Here is a 14999-nt window from a genome sequence, read left to right on the forward strand (position 1 = left end):
GTGTGAGCGGTTTTCGGACGACATCGTGCTCTAACTCTTTAATTGAGAACAGGATTCGGATTTCAGGCCGACCCGGCCTAAAATCATCCTGTCTATGCAGAGTTATCTACTTCTTATTCATTACAAACATGGAAGTTGATGGGGAATGCAACCTGTGGAATAGTCAGGTTGGCGCCATCTACCCACTTCATTCTCATCACCTGGACAAGAATGTCTCACAAAAAAATGGAATGCTCCACGGTGTGGTGGTTTCTCGCGACGGTCTCCCTCGTCGCAAACTTCACGTCGCCAGCCTATGCGGACAGCCCGTCCGTGCCCTGGCCACAAACGCAAAGCGACATCCAAGCCGATCCCCATGTGCGTTTCGGCATGCTCGCCAACGGCATGCGATTTGCGATCATGCGCAATCTCACGCCGCTGGGACAGGCGGCGATCCGTTTTCGTATTGGCTCCGGTTCGCTCGACGAAAACGACGACCAGCAGGGTCTGGCGCATGTTCTCGAGCACATGGCCTTCAAGGGTTCCACACATGTTGCCGAAGGGGAGATGATCCGTATCTTGCAGCGCAAGGGTTTGGCCTTCGGGCCGGACACCAACGCCCATACCTCTTATGACGAGACTGTCTATGCACTCGATCTGCCCGAGGTCGATGCAGACACGGTTTCGACGGGCCTGATGCTGATGCGAGAAACGGCGAGCGAGTTGAGCCTCGACGCCGACGCCTTCGATCGCGAACGCGGCGTCATCTTGTCGGAGGAGCGGCTGCGCGACACACCGCAGTATCGCGCAGCGCTCGAAATCATGAATTCGTTGCTCGCCGGCAAACGCGTGACCATGCGGGCGCCGATCGGTAAAGCCGACATCATCAGCAATGCGCCTGTGACCCTTGTCCGTGATTATTACCGGGCCAATTACCGACCCGATCGGGCAACGCTGATGGTGGTGGGTGATATCGACCCCGCCGCCGTGGAAACAGAAATCCGGCAGCGCTTCGGCGATTGGAAGGCCGTCGATCCGGCGCCGGCAAAACCGGATCTCGGCACGCTGGTGACGAAAGGCAAAAGCGCCGACCTCATCGTTGTTCCCGGCGGCATGACGAGCGTACAGGTCGCCTGGACGCGTCTCTTTGACGCGGCGCCTGACACCTTCGCCAAGCGCCGCGCTGAGCTTATTGAAAATATCGGTCTCATTGTGCTCAATCGCCGGGTGAGCACCATCGCCGGCAAGGCGGATGCCCCATTCATCAGTGCGGGCGTCGGCTCTCAGGATATCGTCGATTCCGCTCATGTCGTGCTGATCGCGGCAAACTCCGAGCCGGACAAATGGCAGGCGGCGCTCACGGCCATTGACCAGGAACAGCGTCGTATCCAGGAGTTCGGCGCTACGCAGGCGGAGATCGATCGCGAAATACTCGACTATCGCTCGGCCCTGCAGGCTGCTGCGGCCGGAGCCGCGACGCGCACGACCACCGACGTCGCTTCCATGCTGGTGAGCAGCGTCGATGACGATCAAGTCTTCACCTCGCCTGCCGAAGAGCTCTCGCTGTTCGAGACGATGACGAACGGCGTCACGGCGGCCGAGGTCAATCAGGCGCTGCAGCGTGCCTTCTCCGGCAACGGTCCGCAGGTCGTGCTACAGACGGCCCAATCACCTGAGGACGGAGCCGGCGCGGTTCGGCAAGTCTACGATGCGTCAAATGCCGTTGCCGTCTCGGCACTATCCAGTGCAGCTGACGTCGCCTGGCCCTACGCCCATTTCGGCGCGCCGGGCGCTGTGGTCGAACGCCGCGCCGTCGACGATCTCGGCTTGACCATGGTGCGCTTTTCCAACGGCGTGCGGCTTACCGTCAAGCCAACCAAGCTGCGCGCCAACGAAGTGCTGGTGCGTGAAGATATCGGCGGTGGTCGGCTGGATCTGCCGCACGACCGTTCCGCCCCGATCTGGGCATCTGCGGCCGTCGTGCTGTCCGGCGTCAAGGCCATGGATTACCAGGATATCCAGAAAGCGCTGACGGCCAACATCGTCGGCATCGATTTCTCGGTCGGCGATAGCTCCTTCAGGTTCGACGGTCGTACAAGGACTGAAGATCTTGCGACGCAACTGCAGCTCATGACCGCATACACCTCCGATCCCGCCTATCGCCCCGAGGCTTTCAAGCGTGTGCAGCAAGCCTATTTGAGCGGTATCGATCAGTATGAGGCGACGCCCGGCGGCATTGTCAGCCGCGATTTCCCAAGTCTCGTGCATTCGGGCGACCCGCGTTGGACCTTCCCCGATCGCGCGCAGTTGTCGGCCGCTCATCCAGAGGATTTCGAGGCGCTGTTCCAACCTATGATCTCCAACGGCCCGATCGATATCACCATCGTCGGTGACGTGACGGTGGACGACGCGATCCGGCTGACAGCTGAAACCTTTGGCGCCTTGCCGCCGCGCCCGGAGACGACGTCGAGCGACGATCGCAACGACGTGCGTTTTCCGGCGACGAACGAGAAGCCCGTTGTGGAGGCCCATAAGGGCAGGGCGGATAACGCCGCCGCCGCGGTAGGGGCTCCGATTGGCGATTTGCTTTCCGACCTGCCGCGGTCCTTCACCGCCAATCTCGCCACCCAGATTTTCCAAAACAGGTTGGTCGATCAGTTTCGCGTCGCAGAAGGAGCAAGCTATGTTCTGGAGGGCGATGCTGACCTGTCAAGTGAAGTCCCCGGCTACGGCTACGCATATTTCTACGTCGAGACAGACCCGGCAAAGGTCGCCCGCTTCTACGCACTCGTCGACGGCATCGCCAAGGATCTGCGGTCGCGTGATGTCTCCCCGGACGAACTCACGCGCGCCCGTGAACCCATTATCGAGACACTGAAGCATCAGCAGCAGAGTAACGAATATTGGATTGAATATCTGCGCGGCGCTCAGACGGATTCGCGTGGCTTAGACCGGATACGCGACAATCTCAGCGGCTACGACAAGGTTGCCGCCGCAGATATCCGCGCTTTTGCCACGGCCTATTTCAGCCCGGAAAAATTCTGGAAATTCGAAGTGCTGCCGCCGGCGGTGCGATAGGAACGGCGTTTGACGACGCGCATGTTCATCACCGCGCGAAGCGCAAAGCCATGTGTCTTGTAGAGCGAAATGGCCGACGTGTTCGCCGCATAGGCGTGCAGATAGGCTGTGTCGCCGCTCGCCGCGATTTCGCCGGCAACGAAGCGGAAGAGCAGGGTGCCGAGGCCGCGTCCCTGGAAATCGGGATGGGTGCAAAGCCCGCTGAGCTCGATGAAACCTGTCTGCCGCATCCGTTGCCCGGCCATCGCCACGAGGCGGCCTTCGCTCTTGATCCCCCAGAAGCTGCCGAGGCTTTGGGCTCGCAACGTGAACGGCCCGGGTTTGGTCAGCGTCGCCAAATCAAGCATGTCGGCGGCATCGGCCTCGGTCAGCGGCTGGATGCGGGAATCCGAAATTCGCTCGTGCGGCCGCTCGGCAATCATCTGGACCACCGATGCCTCCGTTGCGACGGCAAGACCCGGTGGAATGGCGATCGGCCCGGATTCGACGAGAATCATGCTCTCCTCCTGCGAAAGCAGGTTCTCCAGGGCGTCGAGGCTCTCCGGCGTTTCATCGGCGGACGCCGCGAAAGGAACGATGGAGGGAGGGTATCGCCGCGCGAACTTGCCGCCTTCGGCAAGATCGGCATGCGCAGTCTCCAGCGCGCTCCAGATCGGCCGGTCGAGGACATGGGTCATGGGTTTTCCTCCTTGGCGGCGTTGCGGCTCGCAAGCGGCATCGCGGCAAGCCCGTCCTCGATGGCCGCGAGCTGTTCGAGGATCGGTCCGTCGAGATCGCCGCAAAGATTCGCAACGGCGGCGGCGATGCGCGGCCAGATCACCTTTTTCGAATGATCGACGAGGTCCTGTCCCTTGTCGGTCAGCGAGACCAATCTGCGACGCTGATCATCCGGGGCCGGCTGCATGTCGACGTAACCGAGTTCGAGAAGCTGGCCGATGGTGCGGGTTGCGCCGGGCTGGGTGATGCCCACCGCCTGCGCGAGCTCGCCGATCGTCAGCGGCCCAGACCGATCAATCGCTGCAAGGAATGGATATTGGCCCGCCTGAATGCTGAGACCGGCCTCGTCGATGACCTGCTGCGTATCGGCCTGCAGCCTTTCTCCGATGCGCCGCAGCCGGCTGCCCATGCAAAGAAACCCGAGCGTTCGGACCACATCCTCGACCATACCGATCTCCATTTGTATAGGAAGTTATATAACATGTTATACATAAAATGGCAATTCTTCTGAGCAAAGGGCCGGCAGGTCAAGCCGGGGCAGGGCGGCATGAGCAAGCGCCTCGATCAGCCCCGCCATCTCCTGGCCATCAGCAGCGCCGCCAGCACACAGCTGAGCAGGCCAAGGGAGAATGGCAGACCTTGATGTCCGATCAGTTGCATCGCCAGTCCTGTCGCGGGCGATCCGACGATGCCGCCGATACCCCATACCAAGGCGAAGGTCGCATTTCCGGCGATCAGGGCCTGGCCGGTGAAACGCTCGCCGAGCTGGATCAGCGACAGGGTGTAGATCCCAAACGAGACCCCGCCCCAGACGAAAACGAGCGGCCAGATAAGCCACGAATTGAAGGCCGACGGCAGCAGCAGGCAGCTGGCGAGGCAAGCCAGGACGCAGAAGAGCATCATCCGCGTCGAGCCGAACCGTTCGGCCAAGCGCCCGAGCAAAATCTGCAGCACGGCATTGCCGGCGATGAAACAGGTGATGAGCGAAGCGATGCGCTCCTCGGCGCTACCGAGTGCTGCACCGTAGACCGCGAAGAGGGAAAGCAGAATCTGCTCGAAGGCGGCAGCGGTAAAAACGGCAAACAACAGCAGTGGTGCCAGCGCGAAGAAGCGGCTCACCGTTGTTGCCTCGCCTTCACCAGGTATGTCGGGCAGGTGTGGGACGACCGCAAGCACGATCAGGCCGCAGAGGAGGAAGGCCGTAGTGCCGATCACGAAGGGCGGCCAACCCTCAGTGCCGGTGAGCCAGAGCGACAGCGGGCCGATGGCGAAGCCAGCCGAAACGATCGATGAATAAAGGCCCATAATCCGGCCCCGGCGCGCCGCCGGCGTGAGCGAGATCAGCCAGGTTTCGCTGATCACGTAAAGCGGATTGGCGAAGACGCCGAGCAGGAAGCGCAGCGGCATCCAGGCCCAGACGTCCTGCGCCCAGGCAATCGTCATTAGGGTGAGCGCGGCCAGGATCGAACACAGGATCGCCAGCCGCGCCCCACCCACGCGCCGCGAAAGCGCCGGAATGAAGGGCGCCGATAGAATGAAACCGAGCGGCGTCATAGCCGCCGACAATCCGATCAGGCCTGACGTCGTCCCTTGCCGCTCCAGGATGAAGCTGAGCAGAGGATAGGTCAGCCCCTGCGCCACGGCAAATACCGTGACGGTCGCGATGATACCCGCCATCGCGGCCCATAGGATCCGATCCGCTTGCAGCGATGTCGTGCCGCGCAAGTGCCGATCCGACACGTCCGACGGCTCCACGCAGGAAATATCGTTCACAGCAACCTCCATAGGGTTTGAAGGGCCGGGGCCTTTCACCTGAAAGAGGACGAATTCTGCAGGACATGGTGAGCGTCGTACTTGAGCTTTCCCAAAAAGTTCTCAAAAACGTCCAAACCGATTATAGATGCGCCCTATGCAGGGATCGCGCTTTGCCTTTGGTCCGTTCGTGCTTGATCCGGGGGCTGGAACGCTCCTTCGGAACGATGATCCCGTTGCCATTGGCCACCGCGGGGTCAAGCTGCTCGCTGCACTCGTTGAACGACCCGGCGAAATTCTCGGCAAAGCCGAGCTGATGGACGCGGCGTGGCCGGGCATATCAGTCGAGGAAGGCAACCTCACTGTCCAGATCGCCCAGCTGCGCAAGCTGCTTGGTCCGCCCGCCGACGGCGGTGAATGGATTTCCACGGTGCCGCGTGTCGGCTATCGCTTTATCGGCACCATCAATCAGCTCGGCGGCGTCAAGCGAAAACCTTTGCCGCTGCCCGACAAACCGTCGATAGCGGTGCTTCCCTTCGTCAATATCAGCAACGATCCCGAGCAGGAGTCTTTCGCGGACGGGCTGACCGAAGACCTGATCACCGACCTCTCCAGGATGCCGGGCCTGTTCGTCATCGCCCGCAACTCGGCTTTCGCCTACAAAGGCAAGGCGAGGGACGTGCGCGAGATCGCCGAGGAGCTCGGCGTGCGCTACCTGCTGCAGGGTAGCGCAAGACGAGCAGCGGGACAGGTGCGCATCAACGCCCAACTGGTCGATGCGGCAACTGGCGATCATCTATGGGCGGAACGCTTCGATCACAGCCTGGACGATATCTTTGCCGTTCAGGACGAGGTGACGGCCAAGATAGTGGAAGCGCTGCTTGGCCGGCTGCGCGCACCGCCGCCGCGCAACCGGCCCAAAAATCTCGAAGCCTACGATCTCTGCGTGCGGGCGCGCAAGCTGATGGACGACTCGCCGCAGACGGCGCGGGAAGCACATCTGATGCTGACGCGCGCGATTTCGCTCGACCCTGATTATGCCGAGCCCTATCGCTGGCTTGCCATAAACCACTGGATGGGTGAGGTGCATTCCGGCGGACCGACGGAGCCAACGCGTAAGACTGCTCTGCAACTGGCGCGCAAGGCGGTGGCGATCGATCCCAACGATGCCGGCTGCCGTTGGATCCTCGCCTACCTGCTTGCCTATGAGCGCAGTTTCGCTGAGGCCGATGCGGAATTCGCCAAGGCGATCGAGCTCGACCCGAATGAGGCCGACACCTTTGCGGCCCTGTCCGACATCACGGTTCTCGCCGGGCGGGTCGGGGAGGGGCTTGAGCATATCGCCAAGGCCTTTCGGCTGAACCCGTTCCCGGCAAGCTGGTACTATCTGACGCTCGGCCAGGCGCAATATGCCGCCGGCCAATACGAAGCCGCCGTCGAGACACTGCGCCGGGACGAGACCTATCGCACGAGCTCACGCCGTTTCCTGGCGGCAAGCCTTGCCCAACTCGGCCGGCTCGATGAGGCGTATGCCGAGGCCGAATTGTTCCTCGTCGCCAACCCGCATTTTTCGACCCGCCACTGGGCGGCGGCCGAGCCGTTCCGCGACGCTCGGACGCTTGCGCATTTCATCGACGGCTACCGCAAGGCCGGTCTCCCCGAGTGATGCGCTGGCCGAGTGATGCGCCGGTGCGACGCAAAGACGGCCCGAAATTAGAGGGTGCCGGGCCGTCCGATGGTGGTCGCTTGACTTGCAGAAGACAAAAAGCTCTCTTCGGCGGTGGGTACTTTTCCCTCTGGAGTCAGGTCGTCGACAGCTTTCGGAAGATCGCGCTTCAGCCGCCCAAGAATCTCTTCATGCGACAGGCCGGTATTCGCCGCGATCTCGTTCAGAACGTCCGGGCCGAGTGCTTCCGCGAGCTGGCCGTCGTCGATGTCGGCATTCGGGCCGGGGCGTACCCATGACTCCGCTTTGTCGCCGTAACCATTCTGCTGAAATGTCTTCAGCAGATCGCCGAGCCCGCCGCTGACGATGCCGCCGGACGACAGGCCGCCGAGAAGGCCGCCGAGTCCGCCCGAACCGGCCAATCCACCAAGAAGGCCCCCAAGCCCGCCTGGCTGCTGATTTCCCGCGCCGGCCTGCTGTGGGTTCTGGATGCCGCGCAGGAGTTCCCCAATCTTGTCTCTGTTCTGGTAACCGGCAACGGCAAGAACGGCGAGAAGCGCCTTCATTGGACCGCTCATCATCATAAATCCTCCCATGGTGCGTCTACAGCGCCGCGTGTCATTCAAGACATGCAAAAGACGCTGTAATGATTTGAATTTCCGATATATTTCCAATTGAGTCGATTCTGATTATGCCGTCGGATGGACGCGAAGCTACGGCGAACTCCGGGCCATGTAGCAGCAATGCCCAAAGTGCAAAAAGGTTCCGCACCGGGTCGAAATAAGCCCACGACCGCCTTCGTCCGCGATCGCGGGCTCGGGCGTCGGCCAGCTTACGCCGCGGTCAGATCTCCGGGCAGCCGCGCCGGTTTGCGAAGACTATTCGTTCCGGTCCGCGGCGCGTCATCCCTTGGACAACGATGCTGCGGGGGGACATGCGGACGATCTGCGCCCTGCGAAGTCCTTCGCTGCGTGCGATGTCGAGAGCATCATCCGGATCGCAGCCGCGTGGTCCGCGCCGGTCGTATCGGTCATACCGGTCTCGATCACGGTCGTATATGCCGAGGCCACCGGGGCCGACCCGCAGCTCCAAGTCCTGTGCGGCCGCGATCGTCGGCGCGATCGTCAACCCGGTTAAAGCCGCCGAGCCGATGAGTATGAATTGAAGAGATTTTCGCATGAGTACCTCCCATGGCCATGCCATCGCAATGACAACATCGACAAGAGAGTTTTGTTCCTCAAACCAGGAGGCGCCGCCGCGGACGCTTCAAACAACCATGTTCGACGCCGCCCACATCGCTTCCCGCGGGGCGGGACCGCCGAACATATGGCGACCAGACACCGGTTACTTTCCAAATAGTGATCGAACTGGATGGTGTGCTTCGCCTAGCCAAATGCGACCAGGTCGAGCGCAATTGCGTAGCTATACTGCCATGGCTGCTCATACAGTAGAATGGATAGCAGCCCGGCCGTTGAAGTGATATGATCTCGCATTCGCATGAACCACGGGAGGGGTGAATGCGTTGGTTTCTTACTGTATTTGTTGCCGGGCTGTCATTAGTTTCGAATGCGAAGGCAGCGGAACCATTGATTTTTCATACGGCTCATTTCGACGATGACACCGTTGTTAGCCTTGGCGTTTTAAGCAACCACACCGCAGAGCGAGCTGGATACGATTTCGATGTCCTGATCTCGCTTTCGCAGGACAATGCTGCGGGTGCTGGTTACAGCGATCCGGGAAAGCACCGAGCATTCGTTAAATGTGGCGATCCAGCCAAGGTGTCCGTCCGAGGTATTGACTACCCCGTGCACACATCGGGCGCGGGAGGCGATGACTGGAAGGACGATCTATGGAGGGCGGTCTGCGCGCCGCCCGTCTCGTAACCGGTGTTTTCCTCGGCGGGAGTAAACCCCGCTTCGCGGTGCAAATACCACACGTCTATTGGATGCCGACGTCCCGGCAGACCCACCGAACTCTCAGGTATCCAAAGGGCGGTCGGAACTGGTTTACGCAGCTGGGCCATCAGCGCTGACGATACGACGAGTGGCGCATCGAATGATTTGGCCAACGATTCCAAGCGTTGGGCGACGTTAACCGCATCACCGATCACCGTGAACTCGCTATGACATCCGCTGTCTAGGACGCCGCCGACGACCGTGCCGTAGTGCAAGCCAATACCTGCGTTCAGGGCAGGGCAGCCGTTCTGTACATTGTAGTTCTTCCAATCCGTGAGCGCATCGACGAGGTCTAGAGCACATGCCAAGGCGCGGTCTGCATCGTCTACTGTGGGGGAGGGTTGGCCGAAGACTGCCATTACGCCGTCGCCGATAAACTTATCGACGGTCCCGCCGTGTTCAAAAATGATGCCGGAAACAAGCTGCCGGTATTCCCGCAGCACCCAAGCCAGCTCGCGTGCTGGCGCAGTTTCGGCAAAGCTCGTGAAATCCCGCAAGTCAACGAACATTATCGCCGCGTTGCGACGTTCGAGATCGAGTGCCGAGCTGCCTTCCTCAAGGTCCGCGACCACGAGCGGCGAGAAGAAGCGTGAAAGATTGAGACGTCGCTCATCCGCTCGCAACGCCTCCTTGCGAGTCCGGTCGTGGTCCTTCGCAAGAAGATAGATCGCAAAGGCGGTGAAGCCGAAGCTGACCGTCAGACCCAGGTCCTGATTGAAGAACGATCCGACCAACGACACCGTGTCAGCCGTATGATGTCTGGCGGCCGTGGCCGCCAGCATGGCCACCCAGGAAACAAGGACGATGCCAGAGAAGATGAGGACGAGGCGACGATCCAGCTTGAGACCCACATGATTGAGCAGGATAAATGCCACCACCAAGCTGGTGGTCGTCAAATTGTGGTTTTCGGTCACCGGTCCGCCAAGGATATGCCCATATAAAATTGAGACAACCAACAGGGCATCGAGTACGACAAAGAGGATTTTCAGCCAGGAGCGATCAAGAAGGAATCGTGCTGTCACGACAGAAGTGATGCTGATGACGAGATAACTGACGACGACGATTAAAAGCATTCTTTCGGCACCTGCGTTGCCGCCCAGCAAGAGGTTGGCAAGAAGAATGGCGAAGGCGACAAAGCGCAGCAAGATTGAGCGAATTTCTCGCGCGTAGTCCCAATGAACGCCGATTGCAGATTTCATGGCGGGTCGTTACCGGAAGGTATTCGATTGCGCCTCGCGATAATGGACGCATTCGTTGTCACAGTTGGCGGATGGTGGTACGCGGCCGTCAGCGACGGCCGCGTACCAAGTGACATCAGCGACGTGGAGTTGGCTTACTTGACCTCTGTGACGGTGAGCTTGCCGTTGACGCGCTCTGCGACAAACTCAATATTCGAACCTTCCTTCAGCCTTTCAAGCAGAGCCGGGTCTTCGACCCGGAAAACCATCGTCATCGCAGGCATGTCGAGGTTCTTCAGGTCCTCATGCTTGATGGTCACCTTGTTCGCCTTGGCGTCGATCTTGTTGACGACACCCTTGGTGAATTCCTGAGCGAACGCACCGAAGGCCGCGCTGGCAGAGATCAGGGCGGCCACGCCGATTTTGATCATGGCAGTTTTCATGTTCGTAGCTCCTCTTTGCGGATTATTTCCCGGCGACCGTGACGTCGCCGTGCATGCCGGCTTCATAGTGACCGGGGATCAGGCAGGCGAACTTGAACTCGCCGTCGGTGGTGAATTTCCAGACGATCTCGCCGGATTGACCCGCCGGAAGGCGGATGGAATTGGCGTCGGCATGTTCCATTTCCGGGAACTTCTCCATGACCTTCTTGTGCTCCAGAATCTTGTCTTCCTGATCGAGCACGAATTCGTGGTCGATCGTTCCGGCATTCTTGATCGCGATCTTGACGGTCTGCCCCTTGCGAACGTTGAAGACCGCGGGGGTGAAGAGCATCTTTCCGTCGTCGGTTTCCTTCATCGTGACGCGGATGGTCTGTGTCGCCTTGGCTTTGTCGCCGGGTTCTCCGACAGCCATCTTCTCACCGTGGCCACCGGCATGATTGCCGGAAGCGAGCGCTGGGGTTGCGAGGGCGACGAGCGCCAGTGCCAGTACATAGTTCTTCATGCGTAGATCCTTTCGATGTTGAGATCGGACCTCAGCCGTTTGTCGGCTTCGGCGTGATTTGCGTTTTTGCGTCTTTGGCCTTGGTCGCGTCCGGAAGTTCTCCGGTCCACTCGAAGGCCTGCGTTCCGGGCGGGTTTTCGTACCAGCCAGGATCTGAGTAATCGTCCGCCGAGATCCCCTCGCGGACTTTCACGACTGAGAACATGCCGCCCATTTCGATCGGACCATGCGGCCCCCAGCCGGTCATCATCGGAACGGTGTTCTCGGGGATGGGCATTTCCATTTCGCCCATGTCGGCCATGCCCTTGGTGCCCATGGGCATGTATTCCGGCTGCAGCTTCCTGATCTTTTCGGCGACCTTCGATTTGTCCGCACCGATGAAGGTTGGAATGTCGTGACCCATGGCGTTCATCGTGTGGTGGGACTTGTGGCAATGGATCGCCCAGTCGCCGAGATACTTGGCGTCGAACTCGTAGGCACGCATCGCGCCGACGGGGATGTCGATGCTCACCTCCGGCCACCGCGCTTCCGGCCGCACCCAGCCACCGTCGGTACAGGTCACCTCGAAATCGTAGCCATGCATGTGGATCGGATGGTTGGTCATCGTCAGGTTGCCGACGCGGACGCGCACCCTGTCGTTCTTCGACACGACGAGAGGGCTGATGTCCGGGAACACGCGGCTGTTCCAGCACCACATGTTGAAGTCGGTCATTTCCATGATCCGCGGCACGTAGGAGCCGGGGTCGATGTCGTAGGCGTTGAGCAGGAAGACGAAGTCCCGGTCTACGCGCATGAACTTGGGATCTTTCGGATGGATCACGAAGAAACCCATCATGCCCATGGCCATCTGCACCATCTCGTCGGAATGCGGGTGGTACATGAAGGTGCCGGATTTCACGAGGTCGAACTCGTACACATAGGTCTTGCCGACTGGAATATGCGGCTGCGTCAGGCCGCCGACGCCGTCCATGCCCGACGGCAGGATCATGCCGTGCCAGTGGATCGTCGTGTGCTCCGGCAGCTTGTTGGTGACGAAGATGCGGACGCGATCTCCTTCGACGGCCTCGATGGTTGGCCCCGGAGATTGGCCGTTGTAGCCCCACAGATAGGCGGTCATGCCGTCGGCCATCTCGCGTTCGACGGGCTCGGCGACGAGGTGGAACTCCTTGACGCCGTTGTTCATCCGATGGGGCAGGGTCCAGCCATTCAGCGTAACCACTGGCTGGTAATCTGGTCCCGATGTTGGTTGGAGCGGCGGCTGCATATCCGCCGATTCCATTGTCGGTGCGTCCGGCAAGCCCATTGCCGACGTCTTCGTCCAGGCGGCCGTCGAAAGCAGAGCGGCGCTGGCTCCAATGATCTGTCTTCTATTGAACATAGCGATGTTCCTTTCTCAATGACCGCCGCCAGCGCTGCTCTCAGAAGCAGAGGCAACTTCGGTCTCTGCTGACGCAGCCGAAGCGCCGCCGCCGTAGATCGCTGGCGCGAGGTTGGCTTCGGCCAGCCAGAAGTCGCGCTTCGCGTTGACGGAGAGCAGGATGGAGTTGATTTTGTCGCGCGTGTCGGTGAGCAGTTCGAATGTATTGGTGATCATGCCGTTGTAGGTCAGCAGGGATTCCTCTTCGACCTTGGTGCGCAGCGGCACGACGCTGTTGCGGTAGTGCCGCGCGATGTCATAGTTCGAGCGGTAAGCCTGGTAGGCAGATCGCGACTCCGACCGGACATTGACTGCCTTCTCGGCGAGCTGGTTCGCTGCCCGCATGTAAGCCAACTCGGCTTTCCTCATGCGAGCCTTGCCGGTGTCGAAGATTGGAATAGCGAATTCCAGCTCGGCAAATCCTGTGGTGTCGACCTTCTTGTCGCCGTCCTCGATTTCGCGCTCCGTTTCAAGCCCGGTTAGGATTTCCAGATCGGTCACATGTCGAGTTGCCTCGGTCAGCCCATAGGAGCGAGCGGTTGCCTCCAACTCAAGTTTGGCGACTTGCAGATCGATGCGGTTGCGAAGCGCCTCCGCCTCGATTGTGTCGCGCTTCACGACAACCTTTGGCAGAGACGGCAGACTGTTCGGGACTTGATAGTCGAGGTCTGAACCCCAAAGCCCCAAAAGGCGTGTCAGCTCTTCCTTTGTGAGCCGGGCCGCCAGACGTGCCTTTGCGGTCTCTCCGGCCAGTTCAGCCACGAACACATGCTCGCGAGCCTGAGCGCCTTTGGCCATTGCTCCGGTCTCGCCCAGCTTCTGTGCCAGCTCGGAGGCCGCATCGGCCGTCGCTTGGGCGCGTTGCAACTGGCCCACATTCTCCCAGGCCGCAACGGCGTTAATCCAGGCGCGACGGGTATCAGCGGCAAGCTGAAGCGTACGCACAGCAGCGTTCAACTGTGCTTGCCGGAACCGCGTGTCAGCGATTTCGATGTCACGCTTCTTCGTGGCAAGCGCCAGGATGTTGGTGACGACGGCCCCTTCGACTGTCTTGAAGGCTTCCAGCCCGGGCGTCCCGATGCCCGTCAAGCCAACGGCTACAGTCGGATTCAGGAACATTGTCGTTTGCCAGGCGTCGGCCGCGCTGTCGCCAAGGTCGGCATAGGCGGCCTGCAGTCCCTTGTTGTTGAGCAGCGCGATCTGGACGGCCGTCTCGACGTCGAGAGGCTTCGTTCGAGGAAGCAGGCTTTTGACTTGAGCGGCCGCCGATCGAGCCTGGTTCTGGTTCTGGATCCAGACGGTCTCTTTCGCCGTGACGGTGGCGGTCTTGTTGGCAACGGAAGTGAAGCCCGCCTCCTTCCGAGAATACTCGGCGCCTGTGACACAGCCGCTTAAAGCGAACGGAAATGCCAGCGCCAAGATCAGTTTTTTGGTGCCGATCATGAGTCGTCTCCGTTCATGGGAGACTGCAGATCGTTCTGTCTGCGCCAGGGCTTGGGATCGACCGGCTGCCGGGCGACGTAGCCTGCGATCGGCGACCTGTATGCCGCCGGAGGTGCGGACGGCTGGTCGACCGCGGTGGGAAACACCACCACGTCGGGAGGAAGTGTGGATGCGCAGCCGCCGACGATAAGCGGCAGCCCCACCACGAAAAGCGAGGGTTTCATTATGAAATTTCCGAATAGGAGATAGCCTTACGGCGCGCTCGCCCGGAAGCAGGCAAGCGTCCGACTAGACCCGATCAAACGGGTAGGTCTCTATTCAGATATTCGGGGGACGGTGGAGGGGCGGCAGCTCGCCAAGGGTGGTCCGGTCGTCGATGAACTGCCGGATCGAGGTTACGACGGGTCCGTCGACATCCTGGCCTTCACACATGATGCCGAGTCCGCCGCAGAAATCCTTGCAGCATTCTTGCTTGACAGGCTTCGATACGCCATCTGCGTCATCACTGACGTCGCCCTGCGAATGGTCATGGACAGCCATCTTCGTCATGTCATGGCCATCGTGATGCTGCATTGCATCGGACTCGGACAGGACCGCTGCCGCCTCGGGGAAGGAGGAGCCATGCATGGCGGCGCTGGCGTTCGACAACGAGTACCCAGCCAGTGATACGATGATCACCAGCCGCATCATCACGAGCAGCCTGCTCATTGCGATTCGGTACATCTTGCCCATTCTCCTCGAACTACATGCAAAGCAGATCGATTTCAACTAGGAGCTATATCTCGCCGACGTTCGAGTCCTTTATGTGGCGCTAACATCACGTCGTGCACAAGCTGGGCTTCCAATAGTGGCAAGGTCAACAGGAGCAG

Annotated in this window: 14 protein-coding genes; 2 read left to right on the plus strand and 12 right to left on the minus strand. The window is 60.3% G+C overall.

Annotation, left to right across the window (positions count from 1 at the left end; all coding sequences use genetic code 11):
* Positions 1 to 138 precede the first annotated feature (138 nt).
* Entirely contained in the window at positions 139 to 3057 is a 2919-nt protein-coding gene (locus GFM02_RS15710; protein WP_168322098.1) for a M16 family metallopeptidase, read from the plus strand.
* On the opposite strand, the gene GFM02_RS15715 is transcribed toward GFM02_RS15710, so the two are convergent.
* The 3 genes from GFM02_RS15715 to GFM02_RS15725 all read right to left on the minus strand — a co-directional run bounded on the left by GFM02_RS15715 (position 3000) and on the right by GFM02_RS15725 (position 5559).
* A complete protein-coding gene (locus tag GFM02_RS15715; RefSeq protein ID WP_168322099.1) occupies positions 3000 to 3734 on the minus strand; it encodes a GNAT family N-acetyltransferase in 735 nt (244 codons plus the stop codon). The two genes, GFM02_RS15710 and GFM02_RS15715, sit on opposite strands and share 58 nt — an antisense overlap.
* Positions 3731 to 4222 (minus strand): MarR family winged helix-turn-helix transcriptional regulator, encoded by a 492-nt coding sequence (locus GFM02_RS15720; RefSeq protein WP_168322100.1) that lies wholly within the window; start codon positions 4220 to 4222, stop codon positions 3731 to 3733. The genes GFM02_RS15715 and GFM02_RS15720 overlap by 4 nt, the downstream gene beginning before the upstream one ends.
* A gap of 116 nt (positions 4223 to 4338) precedes the next feature.
* Complete coding sequence (locus tag GFM02_RS15725) at positions 4339 to 5559, minus strand: MFS transporter (RefSeq protein WP_168322101.1); 1221 nt, start codon at positions 5557 to 5559, stop codon at positions 4339 to 4341.
* A gap of 124 nt (positions 5560 to 5683) precedes the next feature.
* Here GFM02_RS15725 and GFM02_RS15730 point away from each other — a divergent pair, with 124 nt between their 5' ends.
* A complete protein-coding gene (locus GFM02_RS15730; protein ID WP_168322102.1) occupies positions 5684 to 7192 on the plus strand; it encodes a winged helix-turn-helix domain-containing tetratricopeptide repeat protein in 1509 nt (502 codons plus the stop codon).
* Between the two features lie 47 nt (positions 7193 to 7239).
* Here GFM02_RS15730 and GFM02_RS15735 read toward each other — a convergent pair whose 3' ends face one another.
* The 9 genes from GFM02_RS15735 to GFM02_RS15775 form a co-directional block, all read right to left on the minus strand.
* On the minus strand, positions 7240 to 7773 hold the full coding sequence (locus GFM02_RS15735; RefSeq protein ID WP_131666959.1) for a YidB family protein: 534 nt from the start codon (positions 7771 to 7773) through the stop codon (positions 7240 to 7242).
* Between the two features lie 262 nt (positions 7774 to 8035).
* Positions 8036 to 8371, minus strand: a complete 336-nt coding sequence (locus GFM02_RS15740) for a hypothetical protein (protein WP_020049945.1) — start codon at positions 8369 to 8371, stop codon at positions 8036 to 8038.
* Positions 8372 to 8990: 619 nt separating this feature from the next.
* Positions 8991 to 10346 (minus strand): adenylate/guanylate cyclase domain-containing protein, encoded by a 1356-nt coding sequence (locus GFM02_RS15745; protein ID WP_168322103.1) that lies wholly within the window; start codon positions 10344 to 10346, stop codon positions 8991 to 8993.
* Between the two features lie 134 nt (positions 10347 to 10480).
* Entirely contained in the window at positions 10481 to 10768 is a 288-nt protein-coding gene (locus tag GFM02_RS15750) for a copper-binding protein (RefSeq protein ID WP_168322104.1), read from the minus strand.
* A gap of 22 nt (positions 10769 to 10790) precedes the next feature.
* The gene (locus GFM02_RS15755) at positions 10791 to 11270 is read right to left on the minus strand and encodes a cupredoxin domain-containing protein (protein ID WP_020049948.1); all 480 of its coding nucleotides are present in this window, start codon (positions 11268 to 11270) and stop codon (positions 10791 to 10793) included.
* A gap of 31 nt (positions 11271 to 11301) precedes the next feature.
* The gene (locus GFM02_RS15760) at positions 11302 to 12648 is read right to left on the minus strand and encodes a multicopper oxidase family protein (RefSeq protein WP_168322105.1); all 1347 of its coding nucleotides are present in this window, start codon (positions 12646 to 12648) and stop codon (positions 11302 to 11304) included.
* A gap of 15 nt (positions 12649 to 12663) precedes the next feature.
* Positions 12664 to 14130 carry a TolC family protein gene (locus GFM02_RS15765; RefSeq protein ID WP_168322106.1) on the minus strand — a complete coding sequence of 489 codons (1467 nt, stop codon included), beginning with the start codon at positions 14128 to 14130 and terminating at the stop codon, positions 12664 to 12666.
* Complete coding sequence (locus tag GFM02_RS15770; protein WP_168263045.1) at positions 14127 to 14354, minus strand: hypothetical protein; 228 nt, start codon at positions 14352 to 14354, stop codon at positions 14127 to 14129. Before GFM02_RS15770 ends, GFM02_RS15765 begins: the two co-directional genes overlap by 4 nt.
* Positions 14355 to 14448: 94 nt before the next feature.
* The gene (locus GFM02_RS15775) at positions 14449 to 14862 is read right to left on the minus strand and encodes a hypothetical protein (protein WP_205930324.1); all 414 of its coding nucleotides are present in this window, start codon (positions 14860 to 14862) and stop codon (positions 14449 to 14451) included.
* Between the last annotated feature and the right edge of the window lie 137 nt (positions 14863 to 14999).

The organism is Rhizobium leguminosarum bv. viciae (genome assembly GCF_012276115.1).
In the GTDB taxonomy this organism is placed as follows: domain Bacteria; phylum Pseudomonadota; class Alphaproteobacteria; order Rhizobiales; family Rhizobiaceae; genus Rhizobium; species Rhizobium leguminosarum_T.

Coding starts and splice junctions, on each gene's coding strand:
- GFM02_RS15710 (WP_168322098.1), top strand. CDS start 139: ATGGGGAATGCAACCTGTGGAATAGTCAGGTTGGCGCCATCTACCCAC.
- GFM02_RS15715 (WP_168322099.1), bottom strand. CDS start 3,734: ATGACCCATGTCCTCGACCGGCCGATCTGGAGCGCGCTGGAGACTGCG.
- GFM02_RS15720 (WP_168322100.1), bottom strand. CDS start 4,222: ATGGTCGAGGATGTGGTCCGAACGCTCGGGTTTCTTTGCATGGGCAGC.
- GFM02_RS15725 (WP_168322101.1), bottom strand. CDS start 5,559: ATGGAGGTTGCTGTGAACGATATTTCCTGCGTGGAGCCGTCGGACGTG.
- GFM02_RS15730 (WP_168322102.1), top strand. CDS start 5,684: ATGCAGGGATCGCGCTTTGCCTTTGGTCCGTTCGTGCTTGATCCGGGG.
- GFM02_RS15735 (WP_131666959.1), bottom strand. CDS start 7,773: ATGATGAGCGGTCCAATGAAGGCGCTTCTCGCCGTTCTTGCCGTTGCC.
- GFM02_RS15740 (WP_020049945.1), bottom strand. CDS start 8,371: ATGCGAAAATCTCTTCAATTCATACTCATCGGCTCGGCGGCTTTAACC.
- GFM02_RS15745 (WP_168322103.1), bottom strand. CDS start 10,346: ATGAAATCTGCAATCGGCGTTCATTGGGACTACGCGCGAGAAATTCGC.
- GFM02_RS15750 (WP_168322104.1), bottom strand. CDS start 10,768: ATGAAAACTGCCATGATCAAAATCGGCGTGGCCGCCCTGATCTCTGCC.
- GFM02_RS15755 (WP_020049948.1), bottom strand. CDS start 11,270: ATGAAGAACTATGTACTGGCACTGGCGCTCGTCGCCCTCGCAACCCCA.
- GFM02_RS15760 (WP_168322105.1), bottom strand. CDS start 12,648: ATGTTCAATAGAAGACAGATCATTGGAGCCAGCGCCGCTCTGCTTTCG.
- GFM02_RS15765 (WP_168322106.1), bottom strand. CDS start 14,130: ATGATCGGCACCAAAAAACTGATCTTGGCGCTGGCATTTCCGTTCGCT.
- GFM02_RS15770 (WP_168263045.1), bottom strand. CDS start 14,354: ATGAAACCCTCGCTTTTCGTGGTGGGGCTGCCGCTTATCGTCGGCGGC.
- GFM02_RS15775 (WP_205930324.1), bottom strand. CDS start 14,862: ATGGGCAAGATGTACCGAATCGCAATGAGCAGGCTGCTCGTGATGATG.